Annotated in this window: 23 protein-coding genes; 2 read left to right on the top strand and 21 right to left on the bottom strand. The window is 54.2% G+C overall.

Features of this window, described 5'->3' with window-relative positions; all coding sequences use genetic code 11:
* Nucleotides 1–49 precede the first annotated feature (49 nt).
* From cysA to OGY01_RS00880, 9 genes are all read right to left on the bottom strand, one after another.
* Complete coding sequence (gene cysA / locus OGY01_RS00840) at nucleotides 50–1,147, bottom strand: sulfate/thiosulfate ABC transporter ATP-binding protein CysA (RefSeq protein WP_045445930.1); 1,098 nt, start codon at nucleotides 1,145–1,147, stop codon at nucleotides 50–52.
* The gene (gene cysW / locus OGY01_RS00845) at nucleotides 1,137–2,012 is read right to left on the bottom strand and encodes a sulfate/thiosulfate ABC transporter permease CysW (RefSeq protein WP_045445933.1); all 876 of its coding nucleotides are present in this window, start codon (nucleotides 2,010–2,012) and stop codon (nucleotides 1,137–1,139) included. The genes cysA and cysW overlap by 11 nt, the downstream gene beginning before the upstream one ends.
* On the bottom strand, nucleotides 2,012–2,845 hold the full coding sequence (gene cysT / locus OGY01_RS00850; protein ID WP_045445935.1) for a sulfate/thiosulfate ABC transporter permease CysT: 834 nt from the start codon (nucleotides 2,843–2,845) through the stop codon (nucleotides 2,012–2,014). The genes cysW and cysT overlap by 1 nt, the downstream gene beginning before the upstream one ends.
* Nucleotides 2,846–3,862: a thiosulfate/sulfate ABC transporter substrate-binding protein CysP gene (cysP, locus tag OGY01_RS00855; RefSeq protein ID WP_045445937.1), complete on the bottom strand. Its 1,017-nt coding sequence runs from the start codon at nucleotides 3,860–3,862 to the stop codon at nucleotides 2,846–2,848. It abuts the gene before it with no gap.
* A gap of 157 nt (nucleotides 3,863–4,019) precedes the next feature.
* The gene (gene ucpA / locus OGY01_RS00860) at nucleotides 4,020–4,811 is read right to left on the bottom strand and encodes an SDR family oxidoreductase UcpA (protein ID WP_045445939.1); all 792 of its coding nucleotides are present in this window, start codon (nucleotides 4,809–4,811) and stop codon (nucleotides 4,020–4,022) included.
* A gap of 225 nt (nucleotides 4,812–5,036) precedes the next feature.
* Nucleotides 5,037–5,936, bottom strand: coding sequence for a porphyrinogen peroxidase (yfeX, locus tag OGY01_RS00865; protein WP_045445941.1), 900 nt, complete (start codon nucleotides 5,934–5,936; stop codon nucleotides 5,037–5,039).
* Between the two features lie 93 nt (nucleotides 5,937–6,029).
* The gene (locus OGY01_RS00870) at nucleotides 6,030–6,605 is read right to left on the bottom strand and encodes an RpoE-regulated lipoprotein (RefSeq protein WP_045445945.1); all 576 of its coding nucleotides are present in this window, start codon (nucleotides 6,603–6,605) and stop codon (nucleotides 6,030–6,032) included.
* A gap of 59 nt (nucleotides 6,606–6,664) precedes the next feature.
* Entirely contained in the window at nucleotides 6,665–7,114 is a 450-nt protein-coding gene (locus OGY01_RS00875; protein WP_045445948.1) for a DUF2919 domain-containing protein, read from the bottom strand.
* Nucleotides 7,101–7,526, bottom strand: a complete 426-nt coding sequence (locus OGY01_RS00880; protein ID WP_045445951.1) for a GNAT family acetyltransferase — start codon at nucleotides 7,524–7,526, stop codon at nucleotides 7,101–7,103. The genes OGY01_RS00875 and OGY01_RS00880 overlap by 14 nt, the downstream gene beginning before the upstream one ends.
* A 211-nt stretch (nucleotides 7,527–7,737) precedes the next feature.
* On the opposite strand from OGY01_RS00880, the gene amiA reads away from it, so the two are divergent.
* Together amiA and hemF are read left to right on the top strand one after the other, a co-directional pair.
* Nucleotides 7,738–8,607 carry an N-acetylmuramoyl-L-alanine amidase AmiA gene (gene amiA / locus OGY01_RS00885; RefSeq protein WP_045445954.1) on the top strand — a complete coding sequence of 290 codons (870 nt, stop codon included), beginning with the start codon at nucleotides 7,738–7,740 and terminating at the stop codon, nucleotides 8,605–8,607.
* Between the two features lie 2 nt (nucleotides 8,608–8,609).
* Nucleotides 8,610–9,509 (top strand): oxygen-dependent coproporphyrinogen oxidase, encoded by a 900-nt coding sequence (hemF, locus tag OGY01_RS00890; protein ID WP_286492253.1) that lies wholly within the window; start codon nucleotides 8,610–8,612, stop codon nucleotides 9,507–9,509.
* A 102-nt stretch (nucleotides 9,510–9,611) separates the two neighbouring features.
* On the opposite strand, the gene eutR is transcribed toward hemF, so the two are convergent.
* From eutR to eutM, 12 genes are all read right to left on the bottom strand, one after another.
* Entirely contained in the window at nucleotides 9,612–10,664 is a 1,053-nt protein-coding gene (gene eutR, locus OGY01_RS00895) for an HTH-type transcriptional regulator EutR (RefSeq protein WP_045445960.1), read from the bottom strand.
* Between the two features lie 48 nt (nucleotides 10,665–10,712).
* Nucleotides 10,713–11,243 carry an ethanolamine utilization microcompartment protein EutK gene (eutK, locus tag OGY01_RS00900; RefSeq protein ID WP_286492254.1) on the bottom strand — a complete coding sequence of 177 codons (531 nt, stop codon included), beginning with the start codon at nucleotides 11,241–11,243 and terminating at the stop codon, nucleotides 10,713–10,715.
* Nucleotides 11,244–11,254: 11 nt separating this feature from the next.
* Nucleotides 11,255–11,914, bottom strand: a complete 660-nt coding sequence (gene eutL, locus OGY01_RS00905; protein WP_045445968.1) for an ethanolamine utilization microcompartment protein EutL — start codon at nucleotides 11,912–11,914, stop codon at nucleotides 11,255–11,257.
* 9 nt (nucleotides 11,915–11,923) lie between these two features.
* A complete protein-coding gene (gene eutC / locus OGY01_RS00910; protein WP_045445972.1) occupies nucleotides 11,924–12,820 on the bottom strand; it encodes an ethanolamine ammonia-lyase subunit EutC in 897 nt (298 codons plus the stop codon).
* Nucleotides 12,821–12,840: 20 nt separating this feature from the next.
* Complete coding sequence (eutB, locus tag OGY01_RS00915) at nucleotides 12,841–14,202, bottom strand: ethanolamine ammonia-lyase subunit alpha (RefSeq protein WP_045445975.1); 1,362 nt, start codon at nucleotides 14,200–14,202, stop codon at nucleotides 12,841–12,843.
* Between the two features lie 11 nt (nucleotides 14,203–14,213).
* A complete protein-coding gene (gene eutA / locus OGY01_RS00920) occupies nucleotides 14,214–15,617 on the bottom strand; it encodes an ethanolamine ammonia-lyase reactivating factor EutA (protein ID WP_045445978.1) in 1,404 nt (467 codons plus the stop codon).
* Entirely contained in the window at nucleotides 15,614–16,858 is a 1,245-nt protein-coding gene (eutH, locus tag OGY01_RS00925) for an ethanolamine utilization protein EutH (RefSeq protein WP_045445981.1), read from the bottom strand. Before eutH ends, eutA begins: the two co-directional genes overlap by 4 nt.
* Before the next feature lie 27 nt (nucleotides 16,859–16,885).
* Nucleotides 16,886–18,073, bottom strand: coding sequence for an ethanolamine utilization ethanol dehydrogenase EutG (gene eutG / locus OGY01_RS00930; RefSeq protein WP_286492255.1), 1,188 nt, complete (start codon nucleotides 18,071–18,073; stop codon nucleotides 16,886–16,888).
* Nucleotides 18,063–18,902, bottom strand: a complete 840-nt coding sequence (eutJ, locus tag OGY01_RS00935; protein ID WP_045445987.1) for an ethanolamine utilization protein EutJ — start codon at nucleotides 18,900–18,902, stop codon at nucleotides 18,063–18,065. The genes eutG and eutJ overlap by 11 nt, the downstream gene beginning before the upstream one ends.
* A 23-nt stretch (nucleotides 18,903–18,925) precedes the next feature.
* The gene (locus tag OGY01_RS00940; protein ID WP_045445990.1) at nucleotides 18,926–20,329 is read right to left on the bottom strand and encodes an aldehyde dehydrogenase family protein; all 1,404 of its coding nucleotides are present in this window, start codon (nucleotides 20,327–20,329) and stop codon (nucleotides 18,926–18,928) included.
* Between the two features lie 11 nt (nucleotides 20,330–20,340).
* The gene (gene eutN, locus OGY01_RS00945) at nucleotides 20,341–20,628 is read right to left on the bottom strand and encodes an ethanolamine utilization microcompartment protein EutN (protein WP_016153954.1); all 288 of its coding nucleotides are present in this window, start codon (nucleotides 20,626–20,628) and stop codon (nucleotides 20,341–20,343) included.
* Between the two features lie 120 nt (nucleotides 20,629–20,748).
* Nucleotides 20,749–21,042, bottom strand: coding sequence for an ethanolamine utilization microcompartment protein EutM (eutM, locus tag OGY01_RS00950; RefSeq protein ID WP_003835054.1), 294 nt, complete (start codon nucleotides 21,040–21,042; stop codon nucleotides 20,749–20,751).
* Nucleotides 21,043–21,076 lie beyond the last annotated feature (34 nt).

The following is a 21,076-nucleotide window of genomic DNA, read 5'->3' on the forward strand; positions in this document are numbered from 1 at the left end:
GACCCGGCAAGCAGTACGCCACCGGGTGATAAACATATAAATTAAGCTATCAGGCTGATTCTGCCAGAGCAAGCTCCGCTTCGCGTGTTTCAATGCGTTGCTCGCCGTTATACAGACGCGCATTTTGCAACCCAACAAACAGGCGTTCACCACGGACAGGGGAATCATCACCTTGCATCACAACCGTCAGCGGCTCGTTATACCACCCCAGCGGCTGCACAACTAATTGGGTGTAGTGGCCTTTCGGACTGGCCTCCAGCACCTGCACCGGTAGAGGAGAATCCAGGCTGGTACGGCGACTGACATCCACTTCCCACGGACGCAAGAACAGATCAACCGCTCCCTGATACGCAGGCGTATATCCCAGCGGCCAGCGGTGAGCTCCAACGTGGAACTGCCCGCCGCGAATAGTACCCTGCAGACGGTTAACCTCACCCATGAACTCCAGTACAAAGCGGGTTGCTGGTTCGCGCCATACCTGGTCCGGCGCATCTGCCTGCTCAATATGTCCCTGGCTCATCACTACCACGCGATCAGCAACTTCCGTCGCTTCTTCCTGATCGTGAGTGACAAATACACTGGTGAATTTCAACTCTTCGTGAAGCTGGCGCAACCAGCGACGCAGCTCTTTACGTACCTGAGCATCGAGCGCACCAAACGGTTCATCAAGCAGCAGGATCTGCGGTTCTACCGCCAACGCACGTGCCAGCGCTACACGCTGCTTCTGCCCGCCGGAAAGCTGCGCCGGGAAACGGTCCGCCAGATGGGCAAGTTGCACCATCTCCAGCAGCTTAGTCACTTTCGCTTTGATAGTCGCCGCATTCGGACGCTCACGGCGTGGCAATACCGTCAGACCAAAGGCGATATTGTCGAATACGGTCATATGGCGGAACAGGGCATAATGCTGAAATACGAAACCGACTTTACGGTCGCGGGCGTGCAGACGACTCACATCCGTACCGTGAAAACGAATATGTCCGCTGGACTGATGCTCCAGCCCGGCAATAATGCGTAGCAATGTGGTTTTACCCGAGCCAGAAGGCCCCAGCAGCGCGACCATCTGACCTGAAGGAATATCCAGTGAGATATCATTCAGCACCTGGGTGCGACCAAAAGACTTCTTAATATTGGCAATCTCAATGCTCATGATTTTCCTCCTGCTGCGCGCGTTTTTCCTGGTTCTCCAGACGCCATTGCAACATGCTCTTCAAAAACAGGGTAACAATTGCCATCAGCGTCAATAACGCGGCGGCGGTAAAGGAGCCGACGGTGTTGTAGTCCTGCTCCAGTAATTCAATCTGTAACGGCAGCGACAGGGTTTCACCACGAATCGAACCGGAAACTACCGATACTGCTCCGAATTCCCCAATTGCACGGGCGTTGGTCAACACCACGCCGTACAACAGCGCCCAGCGAATATTCGGCAGAGTAACGCGACGGAACATCTGCCAGCCCGATGCGCCCAGCAGAATCGCCGCCTCATCTTCATGACTGCCCTGGCTCAGCATGACCGGAACCAACTCGCGAACTACAAATGGACAGGTAACGAAAACCGTGACCAGCACCATTCCCGGCCAGGCAAACATAATTTGCAGATTATGTTCATCCAGCCAGCCACCCAATGGGCCGTTAGAACCGTAAAACAGCAGATACACCAGACCAGCCACAACAGGCGACACGGCAAACGGGATATCCAGTAACGTCAGCAGCAACTGGCGTCCAGGAAAGTTAAAACGGGTCACCAGCCAGGCCAGTAGCACGCCAAAGACCAGATTCACCGGCACGGCAATCAGGGCAATCAGCACCGTCAGCCAGATGGCGTGCAGCATGTCCGGATCGGCCAGATTCTGTAATACCGGCATTAATCCCTTGCTGAACGCCTGAACGAAGATATAAATCATCGGTACCAGCAAAATAAATGCTGATACCAGCATACCCGTGCCGATTAGAAACCATTTACCCCAGTTGATGCGGGATGCGCCATAGCGTTTCAATTGAGTAATTTCTGCCATCAGTGACCTACCACGCGTCGACCAAAACGACTTTGCAGGGTGTTAATCGAAAACAGCAGCAACAATGAAGCCCCGAGAATAACCGACGCAATCGCGCTGGCAGCGGGATAGTCAAACTCCTGCAAGCGGACAAAAATCATCAGTGAGGTCACTTCTGTTTTCCACGCGATGTTCCCGGCAATAAAGATAACTGCGCCAAACTCACCCAGGCTGCGGGTGAAAGAGAGTGCCACGCCCGCTATCAGCGCGGGAGATAACTCCGGCAGCACCACTTTACGAAAGCTCTGTAACCGTGTAGCACCGAGTGTTTCAGCGGCTTCTTCATACTCCGGCCCTAACTCTTCCAGCACCGGTTGAACGGTACGCACCACGAACGGAATGCTGGTAAACGCCATAGCGACTGCAATTCCCAGCCAGGTGTAAGTCACTTTAATATCGAACTTCGCCAGCCACTCGCCGTAGAAACCGTTGACCGAAAACAACGACGCCAGCGTCAGGCCCGCCACCGCCGTTGGCAGGGCAAAAGGCAAATCCATTAACGCATCCAGCAACGTGCGGCCTGGAAAGCGATAGCGGGTTAAGATCCACGCCATCAACAGACCAAATACACCGTTAAAAATCGAGGCCACAAACGCTGAAATCAGCGTCACTTTATAGGCCGCCACAACCTGCGGATTAGTAATCACATCCCAGTATTGTGCCCAGCTCATTTGCGCCAGTTGCATCACCAGCGCACTGAGCGGCAGCAGCAATATCAGGCACACAAACAGCAAGCTGGTGCCCAGGCTTAAGGTAAAGCCAGGCAGCACGCGTCGGGAAGAAACAGCAAACATTTACTTACGCCCCGCCGCCAACAGTTTGTCCAGCTCACCACCGCTGACAAAGTGCGTTTTCATCACCTCAGGCCAGGAGCCAAAGTGGTCTTCCACGCGGAACAGTTCGGTCTGCGGGAATTTATCCTTCAGCTTGTCCATGACCTCAGGATTGTTCACACGATAGTAATAGTCGGTGATGATAGTCTGTGCTTCAGGGCTGTAGAGCCAGTTCAGATAGGCCTTAGCCGCTTTTTCTGTGCCATTGGCTTGCACGTTTTTGTCTACCCACGCCACCGGGAATTCAGCGAGAATATTGGTTTTCGGAATAACAACTTCAAATCCCTGCGCTTCATACTGCTTGCGGATGTTATTCACTTCTGATTCAAAGCTTATCAGCACATCGCCCAGGCCACGTTCAGCAAAAGTGGTGGTGGCGCCACGACCGCCGGTATCAAATACCTCAACGTTTTTCAGGAATTGCGTCATAAACTGCTCGGTTTTGGCTTTGTCGCCACCGTCAGCTTTATCTGCCGCACCCCACGCTGCAAGGTAGGTGTAACGGGCGTTACCGGACGTTTTCGGATTCGGGAAAATCAGTTTTACGTCGGAACGAACCAGGTCATTCCAGTCGTGGATATTCTTCGGATTCCCCTTACGTACCAGGAATCCCATGGTGGAATAGAATGGCGAGCTGTTATTCGGCAGACGGCTTTGCCAGTCGGCCGGGATCAGCTTGCCTTTATCGTGCAGGATCTGCACATCGGTGACCTGGTTATAGGTCACCACGTCAGCTTTCAACCCCTGTAAAATCGCCAACGCTTGTTTTGATGACCCGGCATGGGATTGTTTAATGGTCAGCTTATCCCCGCCGTTATCCTTCGCCCATTGCTGCTCAAACGGTGGATTAAGGGCGGCAAACAGCTCGCGGGAAACATCGTAAGAACTGTTCAGTAGTTCCGTTGCCTGCGCCTGACCTATCAGTAGCAGAGACGCGACCAGCGTCAGAGAGCTTTTTTTCAGGAAATTAACGGCCATTGCGCACCCTTATAAATTTAATGACTTTCTTATGGCCATCATATTTATAACCAGTGCTAAAGGAGTAACGGTTTTATATACCGTTTGATGATTTGAAAGTTGAAAAGAGAATAAGGGGTACCTCCCCTCCATATCGCGGAGAGGAGGATGGCATCGGTCAGACGCCTACGCTGACGCTTTCAGGCAAAGTGCTACCGCCATCAATCACGTTTTGCGTGCCGGTCAGGTAACTGGACTCATCGGACGCCAGGAACGCCGCCAGTTCGCCAACCTCAAGCGGACACGCCAGACGACGCATCGGGATCGCTTTCGCCATTTCAGTTAATACAGACTCTGGATCATCCGGGTTAGACTGACGTGCAATATTTTCTGCCATCGGCGTACGTACATAGCCCGGACAAATAGCATTCACGCGAATACCAGACTGCGCGTATTCCACCGCCAGGGATTTGGTTAAGCCGATAATTGCTGCTTTCGACAGCGCATAGGCCGTTTCGCCCGGATCGGCAACCATATCACCGGTCACAGATGACATCATCACGATACGTCCGTCTTTACGAGCAATCATCTCCGGCAGAACGGCTTTCGTCACGTTCCAGACGCCTTTAATATTGATATCAATATGGAAGTCGCGATCTTCATCGCTCATATCAAGGAAGCTGCCGAGGCGACATACGCCCGCATTGTTGACCAGAATATCGATTTTTCCCTCAATCTTCTTCGCACGTGCTACCGCCGCCGTGACAGAAGCAAAATCTCTGACGTCTGCATGAACTGCCGTGCACCGGTGACCGCGTCCACTCAGCTCATCTGCCAGTTTTTCAATCTCATCGGAGATATCCAGCAAGATTAGGTTCGCGCCATGGCGGGCAAACGTTCTGGCAATACCTTCGCCAATGCCCTGAGATGCGCCCGTAATCAATGCTGTTTTGCCCGTGAGTTTTCCCATTTCAATATTCTCCTTTTGAATATGAAGCATCCGCTTCATTCACGCAGAAGATACAGCAATAACAAATTAGTGCTGAGGAATAGCTCACTAAATCAGGTTAATGTCAGGTAAAAAAAATCCCCGACGACGCGGGGATTAGCTTATTTCTCTGGATTTTGTCGGAAAGCGGCTTCGTCTCAACGAGCCTGCACGATTGCTATCTGTAGTCCAGGCGCCCGGCAATAATCACAGGGCGAGCAGACGATCCAGCGACGGAGCAAAGTAATAGCCGCCGGTCACCGGTTTGGTAAAGCGCAGCATGGCGTCACGTTTACCATCAGTATCGCCAAACATACTCAGCAGTTGCTGCTCAATATTATGCAGACGCGCACAGTAAGCGCAGAAATAGAGACCGTGTGTGCCGCTGGCGGTACCGTATGGCAGGCTCTGGCGAACAATTTTCAGCCCCTTGCCATCTTCTTTCAAATCCACACGGCTCAGGTGAGAAGTTACCGGGCGATCATCACCGTCAATCTCTTCATTGGCTTCTTTGGTGCGACCAATCATCATTTCCTGATCATGAATGCTCATGCGGTTAAGCTGCTTCAGGTTATGTTCCCAACGCTGTACAAATACATAGCTGCCACCGGCATCAACGCCATCTTTGATGACCGCGACTTCACGGCGCGTTTCTTCTCCGGCCGGGTTTTCCGTACCATCCACAAAGCCGCTAAGATCGCGCTCTTCAACCCAACGGAAACCGTGGATCTCTTCTTTCACTTCGATGCAGTCGCCAAAGGCTTCCATCGCTGCCTGCGCAACGGAGAAATTCACGTCATGACGCAACGAGAGGATATGGATCAGCACGTCATACTGGGTCGCCGGTGCCAGACCTTTACCGTAAGGGATAAAGTCTTTCAGCTCTTCAGCGCCCACGCCGCCGCTCAGTGTGCGCCAGGTGTTGTTGCCGAAAGCAACGACCGCGCCAAGGTGCGCATCCGGGAATTTCGCTTCAAAGGTCGCCAGTTTATCCGCAAAGGTTTTACTGGCCGCACGCAAAGCCTCAACGTCGCCCTTAACATTGGCTTCAATCCAAATCGCCGCACGGCAATGTTCTGGCAAAATGCCACTCTGAACCTGAGACATTGTTCCTCCTGAAAAAAAGATGCCACGACATCGTGGCATTGATAGGCGTTATTCTACCTGTTTTTTTAGTCCGTCGATTTGTTCAGACGCAAATTAACGCCGCCAGATAATTTTGCTCACTTTCCAGTCTTTCAGCGTATCGTCAGACGGCATTATGCCTTCAGGCCCGCTCCACTCGCCGGAAAAAATATAGCTAATATGTTGACTTCCTTCAGCTTTACACTCAACACCCGCACTATCATCTCCGGTGGCTTTCTGGCAATTACCGAAAGCTTTAGTGTAAAGGTCGCTAAACGGTGTACCGATTTCTGCACCGGATGCTGATGAAATATCGCTGTCCAGCACATCAATGCGGCTGATCGTTCCCTGATCACCGTTGATAATCATCGCAACGCTGCTATCTTTCATCACCTCATAAAAGCGTACAACATTGCCATTATTGGTTTTCATCCCGCTACGCAGGCGATAGTCCCCATCCAGCGCATCGGCAATCGATTTTTCATTCAGCGGTGTGGCGGCGGTGAGTTTTCCCACACCCTGCTCAGTGACCTCCGTCGAAGAACCAAACCAGTTCCACGGATTTGCAGCAGACCAGTTCACCGACGACAGCGTTGAACAACCAGTCAGTACCAGCGGCATCGCGCATAAAATCAAACGCAGTGATTTCATTTCACCTCCTCCCTTATTTATCAACGTTGCTTGGAGTTCACTTTCGAAAAAAAGTGCCGTTATTCTTTTTCAACATAAAAACAGGCACGCAGACGTTGATTGGTTAATAGCCATACCAGCGCGACGATATCAGCCACCAGCAGCGCCAGCCCGGCACCGTTGACAGGATCTCCTTCCAGCCACAGAACAGGCTGCCAGCATAGCAGCACCAGTTGGGCCAAAATCAGCAATGCGCGCAGCCAGCGCCATAACGAAGGAAACGCAAAACGTCGCCCGCTGAGCAAAAACGCCAGCACTGCCGGAACGCCGGGAAGCAATCCCAGCCAGAAAGAGTCATGATCGGGATAAAACAGATTCAGTAATGTGTTGCCCTGCTCGCGGGAAGATCCCGCAATCACAAACAGCACCCAGGTGCGCGCCTGAAGCAGCAGCACACACCAGAACAAAAAAGGCAGGCGTAAGCGACCATGACCATCATAATCGGCAGGATGGAACTCAGTACTCTTCATCTTCGATCAGACGTTTGCCCAGATTGAGTACATCAGCATGTTCATATCCCAGACGTTCATACATACCCAGCACAACGTCATTATCATCACGCACCATGATTTGAATCTTCGGGCAACCGCGGGCTATGAGTTTTTTCTCCAGACGGTTGAGCAGTGCATTGGCAATGCCGCGCCCCCGAAACTCAGGATGCACGCCAAGGTAATAGGCAGAACCACGATGACCGTCGTAACCTCCCATCACCGTGCCAACCACTTCGCCGTTCACTTCCGCGACCAGAAACAAGCTGACGTCGTGATTTACTTTACGCTCGATGTCCATTTCCGGATCGTTCCATGGACGCAACAAGTCACAGCGCTCCCAGAGGGTGATCACCTCTTCGAAATCTTCCTGGCGAAATACGCGTATTTCCATGGTATTGGTTACCTTTTCAGGACGTTAAAAAGCGATTATGGCGCGAACAGCTGATTTAGCCAATATCTGACGCGAAGCAGCGGAAAAAATGGCATAATACTGAACTGTCACGTATTGAAATGAAAAGTAAAACAATTCTTATCCCGATCCGTCGCAACGGACTACGCGATACGATATAACGTCTGGAACCTTTTTTTACAACTCAGGCCGTATGAGCACTTTTAAACCACTAAAAACTCTCACATCGCGCCGCCAGGTGCTGAAAGCCGGGCTGGCCGCCCTGACGCTGTCAGGCATGTCGCAAGCCATCGCTAAAGAAGAAGCGCTAAAAACCAGCAATGGTCACAGCAAACCGAAAGCTAAAAAAGCAGGTGCTAAGCGTGTTGTGGTACTCGATCCGGGACACGGCGGTATTGATACCGGAGCGATTGGACGCAACGGTTCGAAGGAAAAACACGTCGTGCTGGCGATTGCCAAAAACGTACGATCCATCCTGCGCAGTCAGGGGATTGATGCGCGGCTGACCCGTTCCGGCGATACATTTATACCGCTGTACGATCGCGTCGAGATTGCGCACAAACACGGTGCCGATCTGTTTATGTCCATTCACGCCGACGGCTTTACCAATCCCAGTGCCGCTGGTGCATCGGTCTTTGCCCTGTCAAACCGCGGCGCCAGTAGTGCCATGGCAAAGTACCTTTCCGATCGTGAAAACCGCGCCGATGAAGTTGCCGGGAAAAAAGCCACTGATAAAGACCATTTGCTGCAGCAGGTACTGTTCGATCTGGTACAGACCGACACGATAAAAAACAGTCTGACCCTCGGTTCGCATATTCTTAAGAAGATCAAGCCAGTACACCGTCTGCACAGTCGCAGTACGGAACAGGCCGCCTTCGTGGTGCTAAAATCCCCTTCTATTCCTTCGGTGCTGGTCGAGACTTCGTTCATTACCAACCCGGAAGAAGAACGGCTGCTGGGGACGACGGCATTTCGTCAGAAAATCGCCACCGCTATCGCCAATGGCGTCATCAGCTATTTCCACTGGTTTGATAACCAGAAAGCACATTCGAAGAAGCGTTAATCATGAAGCCCGATACGCAGCGCGTAAAACAGTTCCTGCTCAGCCTGCAGGATGATATTTGCCAGCAGCTATCCGCCGTGGACAGTGCTGATTTTGTTGAAGATAGCTGGCAGCGTGAAGCGGGCGGCGGCGGACGCAGTCGGGTATTGCGCAACGGCGGTATTTTTGAACAAGCGGGAGTAAATTTCTCCCACGTTCACGGTGATGCGATGCCTGCTTCAGCTACCGCACATCGACCAGAGCTTGCCGGACGCAGCTTTGAGGCGATGGGGGTGTCGCTGGTTGTGCACCCGCTTAATCCTTACATTCCTACCAGCCATGCCAATGTGCGGTTTTTTATTGCTGAAAAACCAGGGGCAGACCCGGTCTGGTGGTTTGGCGGTGGTTTTGATTTAACGCCCTACTACGGCTACGAAGAAGATGCCGTTCACTGGCATCGCACGGCCTTTGATCTGTGTCAGCCGTTCGGTGATGACGTCTATCCGCGGTATAAAAAGTGGTGTGACGACTACTTCTTCCTGAAGCATCGTAACGAGCAGCGTGGTATTGGCGGGCTGTTCTTCGACGATCTCAATACGCCCAACTTCGACCACTGTTTCGACTTTATGCAGGCGGTTGGCAAAGGCTATACCGACGCGTATCTGCCTATTGTGGCGCGTCGTAAGGCGATGAGTTGGGGCGAGCGTGAACGTAACTTCCAGCTTTATCGTCGCGGTCGCTACGTGGAGTTCAATCTGGTGTGGGATCGCGGCACGCTGTTTGGTTTGCAGACCGGTGGGCGCACCGAATCCATCTTGATGTCAATGCCACCGCTGGTGCGTTGGGAGTACGACTGGCAGCCGGAAGCGAACAGCCCGGAAGCTGCCCTTAGCGAGTTTATCCAGGTCCGCGACTGGGTGTAGTTGCCTGATGGCGTTACGCTTGTCAGACCTACAAAACGGCAAAACCCGTAGGCCGGATAAGGCGCGTTAGCGTCGCATCCGGCACGTCACAGGCTCATACCATCACGCCCACTGGCGCATGCGCTGATGCAGCGTCAGTGACGGCTTCTCCGCAAACAACTGCTGGTAATCAGTAGCGAACTGCCCTAAGTGCCAGAATCCCCACTGCATTGCAGCATCTTTTACCGTCGAGCTCTGCGACCACGGGCTGATAAGCTCCCGACGCACGGCATTCAGACGAATGCGCTTCAACCATGCATTTGGCCCGATACCAAGAATCGCGTGAAACGCGTTTTGCAACGTACGGCGGCTCACATGCAACTGATTACACAAATCGAGCACAGTCAGCGGCTCCGACATGTTTTCCAGCACATATTCGCGCGCGCGCGACAGCAGACGACGATAACTCTGATGGCTGATACTCTCGGCGGTTATTATCGGCTGAGCTTCCTCCAGCATCGTGCCCATCGCCAACAGCAGGTTATCGCCTAACACTTTGCGCACCGCGGTCTGGCGAAGATCCTCTGGATTCTCGCTGAACGTTGCCAGCGCCTGCTGCACAAATCCCCACAGTGCCGCTTTATGCTGCTCTTTTACTTCCAGCGCTGACTGGTTACGCAGCATATGCAGCACCCGTTCCGGGTTATGCAGGAAGTTAGCCTGACGAGCAATGGCCTCTTCAGATATAACCACACCAAGAATGGTGTAATCGTCTGGCGTACTCAGTTCAAACTCAGTCCCTCCCGGACGAGTTGCAATCTCAGCACTGCCAAGGCATTGGGTGCCAATAAATCCCTGCTCACCACGCGTAGCCGGAATGCCAAACCAGAATGAATTCGGCCAGACCAGGCATGACTGGCGCAGCGCCAGACCGGTGTATTCACGGAACACCTGAATGTCATCGAGCAGGATTTCCGTGAACTCGCCATGAAATTTACCCGGATGGAGCTGATCGTATATCTGCTGCCAGGCGGTAATAGTCAGGGCGTGCTCATAGACATCTGTTGTTCGCCGCTGGTGAACGTTATCCACCTCTACTATCGGCGTAAGTTTAACGTCTTCGGGTAATGCTTCATGATAAAGATGGTGCAGGTTTGCAGTACGTTTCTTTTTCATGATCTTTTAAGCCGGAAGCTTCATTGAAGCCCCCGGCCCTCCGACAGGTTAATTTTTTAAGCGATAGCGACTACTGCGTTTACGCAACGCTCCGTCAGAAAAGAGCTGTTCCAGCGCATTTCTGGCTTTTTCAAGTGACCAGCCAAAGTGCGCAGCCACTTCCCCTGCCGTCATTCCCTGACGGACCGATGTTAACAGTGCCAGTAATTCATCAGAGGATTCAGTCGCCACAGGAGTTTCCTGTATCTGCTCTGATTTCACTTCAGATTTCACTTCAGGCTTCTGTTCTGGTTTCTTCGGTGCGCGCGTAAAACCGCCAATCAGCCACTGGGTGTCATCGTCCGGCCGCCCTATCTCCTTGCGGCTAATAACACGGCCTGTACGCTGTGCTGCGGCACTGCCGGCATCCAGCGCCGCACGACACGCCGCCAGATCGCCTTCCACCACCAGCGTCAGCCTGCCAGGATCGAGCACTTCGTGGCTTAGCAGACGCACGTTCGCGGCTTTTAGCATGGCATCTGCCGCGTCCACGGCAGCGACCATGCCATCCACTTCCAGTAATCCCAGTGCATTGATCATCACAACCTCTCTTACGCGCGCTGTACCGGATTACGAGCAATATCCAGAACGGCATCGGCAAAGGCGTTACAGGCAGCTTTACAGGCAGCCTGGCTACCGGTCAAAAACGCCGCCGAGTAGTTGGTTTCTGACGGCGGCGGAACGTAGGTCACCAGTTGTACATCGGCAGATTTCAGCGCCGCATCAATACCAAATGTCGCTTCCAGCGGCGGCGCCACCAGATAGGCCATCGGATCACCAAGCGCGCATCCCGCCGTGGCTGAAAGATACGAACCGGTACGCGAGACCACATGCGCCAGGAACGCGGTGTTTTCTGCATCATTCGCCCACTGGAACGCTGCGCCACTTTCAATGTTAGCGACCATCGCATCCAGACCCGCGCGAACTTCCGCCGGGTTAGGACCTCCCAGCATGATCATCACTTCACCGGCCGTCGGTGACGGTCCATGCGCGGCTCCCGCATACAGCGATCGGCCATATACCACTTCAACCATCGCCTGTTTTGTCGCTTCGTCAGCGGCAATATACGCCACGTCATCAGAGTCTGCCGTGATGAGTCCGAGGCTACGTATATGTGGCGGTAATTTAAGTTCACGTGCAAACTCCGCGTTAACGGAGGCAATCACGCGCATCGCGGTGACTGAAGGTCTAATCAAATCTAATGCTGGCATGCTGCCTCCTTAACGGGTCATATTGATGCCGGACGCTTTTTGCTCCAGCATGCGCTTGGCCAAATCCACAATTACCGCAGCCGCTTCAACCGGTGGCGTGCCGCCCTGGTGAATGTTCGAAATACAAGTTCTGTCGGCCTCAACGGTGGTCGCCACACGTGGCGAATAGACGGCGTAGCAGGAAAGACTCTCCGACTGGCCTAAGCCCGGACGTTCACCCACCAGCAGAATCACCGCCTTCGCCCCCAGAAGTTCGCCAATCTGATCTTCAATTTTCACGCGGCCATAGCGTACAAAGAACGGCGTACCCACCTTCAGTCCAGCCTGTTTTAAACCAGACAACAACGGCGGCAGGATCTCTTCGTAGTTCGCAGTAATAGCATCTGTAGACAGGCCATCAGAAACGATCACCTGCACATCCGGGTTGGCCACGCACTGTGATTTCAGTGCTTCTATCGCTTCCGCACTCAGACGACGACCCAGGTCCGGGCGAGTCAGGTACAGATTTTTGTCACTGATTTCTGAACGGACTTCCAGCAGCCCTTGTGCTTTCACCCACTCTTCCGGTACCTCTTTCAGCACGGTGTCTTTCGAACGAGAGTGGTCAGCCAGGAAGCGCAGCAGCGCCTGAGTGCGTGGACGTGGACCGGCACGACCGGTGCATACGCGCGCTGCAGTACTACGACGCAGCTCTGTCAACACTTCAGCACGGTGCGGATTTTCAACGCCAATCCACGCTTTGGCTTCCGGTGAACCCAGGTCCATCGCACAGCTTTCCCCCGTCGGTGCGGCGCACTGTGTGGTGCTGCATTTCGCTTCCGGTGACGGCGCTTGAGCCTGCGGCTGTGACTCGCCCATTGACGCCATTACGCTGCGTACAATTTCTTCAATCTGTTTTTGATCCATCGTGTGTCATCCCCGCGTCATCAGAAGAACAGTGACGGATCGCCCGCCCGTTTGGTCAGGCGACCGTTTGCCATAATGCCCATGTTTTCCAGCCAACGTTCAAACTCCGGCGACGGACGCAAGTTCAGCAACTGGCGCACGGTCGCGGTGTCGTGGAACGCGGTGGTCTGATAGTTGAGCATGATATCGTCACCGAGCGGCATGCCCATGATGTAGTTGCAGCCAGCGGTGGCGAGCAAAATCATCAGGTTTTCATTGAGGTTCTGGTCAGCGTCAGCATGGTTGGTGTAACAGCAGTCACAACCCATTGAGATGCCGCTCAGTTTGCCCATGAAGTGGTCTTCCAGACCGGCGCGAATAATCTGACGGTCGTTGTAGAGATACTCCGGCCCGATAAAGCCCACCACGGTGTTCACCAGGAACGGATCGTAGTGACGCGCCAGACCGTAGTTACGCGCTTCCATCGTCACCTGATCGGCACCGAAGTTAGCGCCTGCGGAAAGCGCAGAACCTTGCCCGGTTTCAAAGTACAGGCAGTTTTCACCGGCAATACGGTTGAACTCAGCACCCACTGCGCGTGCCTCATCCAGCATCGCCAACTCGACACCAAACTCTTTCAGCCCTTTTTCGCTACCGCAGATGCTCTGGAAAATCAGTCCGCCCGGCGCGCCGCGACGAATCGCTTCGATCTGGGTGGTGACGTGCGCGAGCACGCAGCCCTGTGTAGGAATATTGAATTTGTCGATCACGCCATACACGGTATCGAGCACGCGGCTTAAGTTCTCCACGTCATCTGTCACCGGGTTAACACCGATAACGGCATCGCCCGCACCGAAGGAAAGCCCTTCGTAGATTTGTGCGGCAATACTCTGCACGTCGTCGCGGGTATCGTTCGGCTGCAGACGGCAACTGAAGGTGCCCGGCAGACCGATAGTCGTGTTAGCCTTTTTGATCACCGGCATTTTTTTGCCGCCGTAGATCAGGTCCGCGTTGGAACAAATTTTTGCAACGCCTGCGACCACTTCGGACGTTAACCCTTTGCGCATAAACGCAATGTCATCGACAGAGGTTTCATCACTCAACACGTACTCGCGCAGCTCACTGATGCTCCAGTTTTTGATGCGGTTATAGGCCGTTTCGTTGACGTCATCCTGAATCAGACGCGTGACGCAGTCCTCTTCATAGGAAATCACCGGGTTGTTGCGGATATCCGCTACCGTCATTTCCGACAACACCTGTTTAGCAGCCACGCGCTCCTGCGAGCTTGTCGCGGCCACACCAGCCAGCACATCCCCCGAACGCAGTTCGTTGGCTTTTGCCAGCACCTCTTTTACATCCTTAAACTGATAAACATTGCCGAACAATGTGGTCTTTAGTTTCATAAGTCGTTCCCTCAGGAAGGAAATGCGAGTGATTTCACCGTCACCGGCACAACCGATCCGCCAAAAAGAGGCGTACCAATGTCGATATAGTCACCCGCCCGAACAATCACCTCATCGATGACCGCCAGCGGGTGTTGCTGTAACTGTGGGCGTAACAGCATGCCCAGTGCTTTACCAAAATCCTGCTCGGCTACCACCAGCAGGGGATGCGGATTCGGATAACGTGCGACAAAGGCCAGTAGCGCGTCGATGACCGTTAACAGCGCGGCGTAGCGCACTGGCAGCGACCCGGGCAGCGCAAGGACATAGGCGTCAGTTTTCGGGTCGAGATCGAGCTGCATCAGCGCCTGCTGCCAGGCCGCGACCAGATCAGCTTCATCAACCGGGATAGCCACCGGCAGATTGCGCAGCGGAAGCGCAACGCCTTCCAGCCAGATGGTGCTGCCTGAAAGCGATAGCGTATGTGCTCCTGCGCCAATGACCGTGGCACGTACTGTTTGCGCCGGGAACTGCACGTTCATCTCACGCAGACGCGGATGTTCATGTAGCGCCGTTGCCAACAGCGGTCCTATGTCAGAAAAACAGAATGGATCGGCAGGCTGGTTGCGGTAGCACTCACCCACCCCACCCGAAAGCGTAATCACCTCTGGCTTAATGCCCACAGGCAATAAACCGGTTTGCATCAACGCCTGAGCCAGCGGCGAAAGTTTGCCGTCAATAACCTCGACGATAAGCGTAGCCATCCGTCGCGCCACCTGAATCAGTTGCGCCGCATTAAGCGAACGGGCATCTGTACCTGCGCCAAAAACATCATCGACAATCATTTGCCCCGGCTGGTGCGCATGAACTACACGCCCCTGGCTATCGGTCTCCAGCAGTCGCCCACCAACATTCAGGCAGGCTGAACCGCTAACCTTTCCGGCGTCGAACAGAACATAGTTAGACGTACCACCGCCGATATCGATATTCAGTACGCTGCACAGTCGCTGCTCAGACAGGGTTTGCGCACCCGCGCCGTGACCGGCAATGACCGATTCAAGATGTGGACCTGCGCTGGCAACCACGAAGTCACCCAGCGACTGGGAGAGCGCCATCACCGCCGGACGGGCATTGCGGGTTTTCGCACTTTCCCCGGTAATAATGATTGCGCCAGAATCAACGCTCTGTGGCTCAATACCTGCTGCCTGATACTGAGCCAGAATCAGCGCCTTAAGTTCGGCCTCTTTTAACCCGCCTTGCTTATCAACGGGGGTAAAGAAGACCGGGCTTTGCCAGCTAATTTCACGTTTGATGAATTCGTAACGCGGCACCTGCGACACTGCCGCACGGTTAACCAGCTCAAGGCGGGAGAAGATCACCTGAGTGGTGGTGGTGCCGATATCGATACCGACGCTCAATAGCTGGCGAGTATTCACGATTGCGCCTCCGCTTTCGTTTCTGTTTCGGCTTCCACTTCTGCCGGAACGTTTTCGTCTTTTGGTACCAGCAGCATAGCCACACCAATCGCCGTTACACCGCCGATCAGCTTGCCGACAATCATTGGGAAGATCATGGCGTTCATGTTTGCGGCAGCGAAACCTAAGTGGTCACCCAGAGCGAAGGCAGCAGAGACGGCGAACGCACAGTTAATCACTTTGCCGCGGGTATCCATGTGCTTCATCATGCCGAACATCGGAATGTTGTTCGCCAACGTTGCGACCATGCCACCAGCTGCCATATTGTTGATTTTCAGGAGATTACCAACTCGCATCAGCGGTTTTTCAAACCAACGGGTCAGTAACAGAACCATTGGATAAGCGCCGAGCAGTACGCAGGAGATAGAACCGATAACTTCGATGGCGCGCATCACTTCACCAGGGTTATCGCCAGGCGCCATGAAGATAGGATCGAGACCCGGGATCAGATCCCAGCCGAGCAGGAATTTGATAACCGCAGCGGCCAGCCCGATTGTGATCAATGCCACCAGGAACTTAGCGAAGATCTGGAAGCCGTTGATCATTTTTTCCGGGATGAATTTCAGCCCCAGCGCCACCAGTACGGCAACGATCAGCACCGGGATCATGTTCATCAGGATCAGCGCGAAGGTAAATTCCACCGGCTGTCCGTTGATTTCAACGCCGGAATACATCGCGACCAAACCACCCGCGATACAGCCAATTGGGATCGTGACAATACCAGCCAGTACGCCCAGTGCCAGATAACGACGGTCAGAGGGTTCAATAATCCCCAGTGCTACCGGGATGGAGAAGACCAGCGTCGGCCCCATCATCGCCCCCAGAATCAAGCCAGAGTACAACCATGCCGCAACATCACCGCCCGCCAGTTCTTTCGCCAGGAAGAAGCCGCCCATATCACACGCCAGCAGCGTTCCGGCAAACATCGACGGGTTCGCGCCCAACATTTCATACAGCGGAATAATCACCGGCCCGAGCACTTTTGCTAATACCGGCGCCAGCGCAGTCATACCGACCATTGCCAGACCGAGCGCGCCCATCGCCATAAAACCTTCTTCAAACTGACCACCCGATCCCTCGATGCTTTTACCAAACTTACCGAGGTAGCGCGCTGAACCACCGAACTGCGACAGGATCCTGTCCACGGCGGCAATCAGCATAAAGAACATCATGATGTACATGATGATTTCGTTAATTCCCATACCCTTCACTCCCTGTCATTTGTGTATTTATTGTGCCGCCGCATACAACGCGATAATTTCTGCCTGCGTGGCGGTTCGTGGATTGCTGCGAATACAAATATCGTCCATCGCAGCTTGCGCCCATGTGCTGTATTGCTCAGGCTTCGCCCCCACGTCAGCGAGTCGTTTTGTCTGGCCCACTTCGGTAATCAGCTCGATGACAGCGTTGATTGCGTCACGATCGTCTGATTTCTTGTTGGTTAACGCCCTGCCGATATGGCTAAAGCGTTCACGGCAAACCATGCGGTTAAACCCCATTACTGTCGGTAGCAGCATGGCGTTAGCCTGTCCGTGCGGAATGTGCAGCGCCGCGCCCGGCTGGTGAGCCATCGCATGACACAAGCCCAGCCCCGCGCTGGAGAAAGCCATCCCCGCCATACAGGAAGCCAGCAGCATGCTTTCCCGCGCAGCCAGGTCGTGACCGTAGCCCACCGCTTTCGGTAACGATTTGCCAATCATCGCAATCGCGCCAATCGCCAGGCTGTCGGTAAATGGCGTAGCGTTCAGGGCGCTATAAGCCTCAACGGCGTGGGTCAACGCATCGATTCCGGTCATCGCCGTAACATGCGCAGGCACCCCTTCCGTCAATGCGGCATCAAGAATGGCCACATCCGGCATCAGCGTGGCGTGAGCCAGCACTTTTTTCAGTCCAGTCGCGGCGTCAATAATCACCGTGACGTTGGTAGTTTCCGAACCTGTTCCGGCGGTGGTTGGTACGGCAATCAGCGGCAGACGCGGGCGTAACGTGCTGTGTTCCGTCATATCGGCCAGCGTCTGCGTCGGATTAGTCACCAGCAATGCCACCGCTTTGGCGGCATCCAGTACAGAACCGCCACCAAAGGCCACAACGCCATCACACTTTGATTCACGCAGTTGCGCTACCGCCGCGCAAACGTCCGTGATACACGGCTCACCAACCGGGCACGGCCACAACGTCATCGCCACGCCTTTCATCGCCAGGCTACGTTCAAGTCCGGCGGTCATTCCGGCCTGATGCAGGAAGCTATCGACCATCACGAACATATGCGTCAGTCCGCGTATTTGCGCTTCCTGTCCACAGGTGCTGAGCGCCCCAAGTCCACATAACATGACAGGTGGAACGCTAAATGTTTTTACGCGTTGCAGATTCAGGGTATCGAATGCCTGAAAGAGCGCCGTTTGCAATTCAGCTTGCATAGATTCCCTCCGCTTTTTCTCTCCCACTGTTCGCGATTGCCAGCGGGGTCATAAACAGACTGTGCTGTGGTAAATGCACCTGCAGTTCCGGGAAACGCTTACGGAACAGCTCATCGACACCCGGTTGCATACAGGAACCACCGGCCAGCCATAAATCTGTTACTCCATGCCCTGCAATATGATGAGCGACGATTTCCGCCATCTTTTCGTAGACCGGCTTGACCACCGGCCAGATTTCTTTTCCATTGCTGCGCTTGTACTGCTCGGCTTCTTCAAGCTGAATACGACGATTCCCCGCAAGGGTCAGAGAAATGTGGTGTCCGCCAGTAGCTTCATCGGCGGAATAGGTCACTAAACCCCGCTTCACAATAGCAATACCGGTCGTGCCCCCGCCGATATCCACTACGCCTGCGTTATCCAGTTTCAGCAGATCTGCCACAGCGGTTGGTTCGTCCAGCACATGGCTCACTTCAAGTCCTGCTGATTCCAGCACATTGATGGAAATACGCGGGTCCGTTCCCGGCGGGAACGAGGTTGCCGCATGGGTAAAGCGGCAACCCAGCTGTTGCTCAAGCGTATCGAGATGGCGACGGACAATGGTCACCGCACCGAAGAAATCCCAGACGATGCCGTCACGCACGACATCGGCCCAGTCCAGGCAGACCGCAACCGGCTGTCCGTCACTGTCGACAACCATCGACACCACATCACACGTCCCCAAATCAACACCCAGCCACAGCGGTGAGTCGCTGGCTGTGGGCGTCTGGTTACATAGCGTTGCCGCTTTTTGCAGTCTGGGTGTGAGCCAAAGTTGTTCGTCGTGCGCCATCTCTTTATCTCCTTAGAGCGCTCTTAAACGATGCGGAACGCATCCACCAACACACAGCGACGCAGACGCACAAACGTGCGCGCACTGGTCACCCCTTCCCCGGTCGGCGTAGTAATGGTCATGGTGGTCCAGCCCTCACCGCCAAGTCCGAGACCCGCAATGCACGGTCCATTTTTGACGAAGATGCTGGTATCAATGGCGTTAGCCATACGGTTCATATTGTCGATATTGCGTGAGTGCATCGCCGCCGTATGGTGACAACCACCTTCAAGCGTTACCGCCAGTTCAATGGCCTCATCGACGTTGGCAACCCGCACCACCGGCAGCACCGGCATCATCAGTTCAGTTACGGCAAACGGATGGGTGGCGGAGGTTTCGACGAATAACAAGCGGGTCTGGTCTGGTACATTCAGACCAATTGACGCTGCGATTTTTCCCGCATCACGTCCAACCCAGTCACGGCTAACCGTGCCTTTGCCGCGCTCGTCGACATTTTTCAGCAGCACTGGCTGAAGTTGCTCGGCCTGGGCCGCAGTGAGTTTTACCGCATGCTGGCTTTCCATCAGACGCATCAGTTCGTCGGCAACGCTATCCACCACGATCAGCACTTTTTCGTCGGCGCAGATAATGTTGTTATCAAACGATGCACCTTTGACGATGGACTGCGCGGCGCGTACCAGATCGGCGGTTTCATCAACCACCACCGGCGGGTTACCCGCACCAGCCGCAATCAGGCGTTTATTGGTGTGTTTACGCGCAGCGTCAACCACCGCTTCGCCACCGGTAACGACCAGCAGGCCAATGCCTGGGTACTTGAACAGACGCTGAGCGGTTTCGATATCCGGATTGGCAACGGTAACCAGCAGGTTTGCCGGGCCGCCAGCGGCAACAACCGCCTGGTTAAGCAGAGTTATCGCGCGCTGAGAAACGCCTTTTGCCGCCGGATGTGGCGCAAATACCACGCTGTTGCCTGCGGCAATCAGGCTGATGGCATTATTAATTACGGTTGCTGCCGGGTTGGTGGACGGTGTTACCGAAGCCACCACGCCCCACGGCGCGTTTTCAATCAGCGTTAAACCGTTATCGCCGGTCAATACCTGTGGAGAGAGGCATTCCACGCCCGGCGTGCCGCGTGCCTGCGCTACGTTTTTGGCAAATTTATCTTCAACGCGTCCCATGCCGGTTTCAGTGACGGCAAGTTCCGCTAATTCTCTGGCGTGTTTTTCGCCTGCTTCACGAATGGCGTGAATAGCTAACTGGCGCATAGCGACGCTTTTTAACCCCTGCTGGGCCAGTTTTGCTGCCGCCACTGCGTCATCCAGGGAGGCAAAAACGCCCATTTCTTGAACCGCGCTGACGGGCTGACTGCTGTCTTTCATTTTCAGCAGTACCGCTTTCACGACCTGTTCAATATCCTGTTGATTCATGATTTTCTGCCTTATTTATGGAAGATCACCTGACCACCGGCCACCACTTCATCGACAATGCCAATAACACACAGATCGACAGGCGATGATTCGTTACGGTGCGCCTGACGGGCTGAGCTTCCGCTGACCAACAGCACCCACTCTCCGGTTCCCGCCCCGATGCTGTCGATAGCAACAGCACACTGCCCGTCGGGATTTCCGCAGGCGTCAATCATTTCCACCATCAGCAATTTGTCGTGCGCTAGCCCCTGATGGCGTACGGTACAAACAATTTGTCCTGTGACGATTGCCAGTTTCATACCCGCCTCCGTGGCATATTTCAGGTAAAACCTCCCCCTACCCTCCGCAGAAGGTAATGTGAAAAGGAGAGAGGGTGACGCCAGCTTTTATCAATCATGCAGTGGCGTCACATGGGCTACTTACATGTCGTTGCTGTCGCCTTTAAAGCTGATCGGGAACACTTCTTCCAGATCGCCATGCGGACGCGGGATAACATGTACAGAAACCAGTTCACCAATGCGCTGGGCAGCGGCAGCACCGGCATCCGTTGCGGCTTTACAGGCCGCCACATCGCCACGTACCATTGCGGTAACCAGGCCACCGCCAATCTGCTTCACGCCAACCAGTTTTACGCGTGCCGCTTTAACCATTGCGTCAGAAGCCTCAATCAGTGCAACCAGGCCCCGGGTTTCAATCATTCCTAATGCTTCCATTGTGCTTTCCTCTTAGTAGAAGGGGTCCAGAACG

It is taken from the genome of Citrobacter sp. Cm038, from assembly GCF_030333105.1.
Taxonomy (GTDB): Bacteria; Pseudomonadota; Gammaproteobacteria; order Enterobacterales; family Enterobacteriaceae; genus Citrobacter; species Citrobacter murliniae.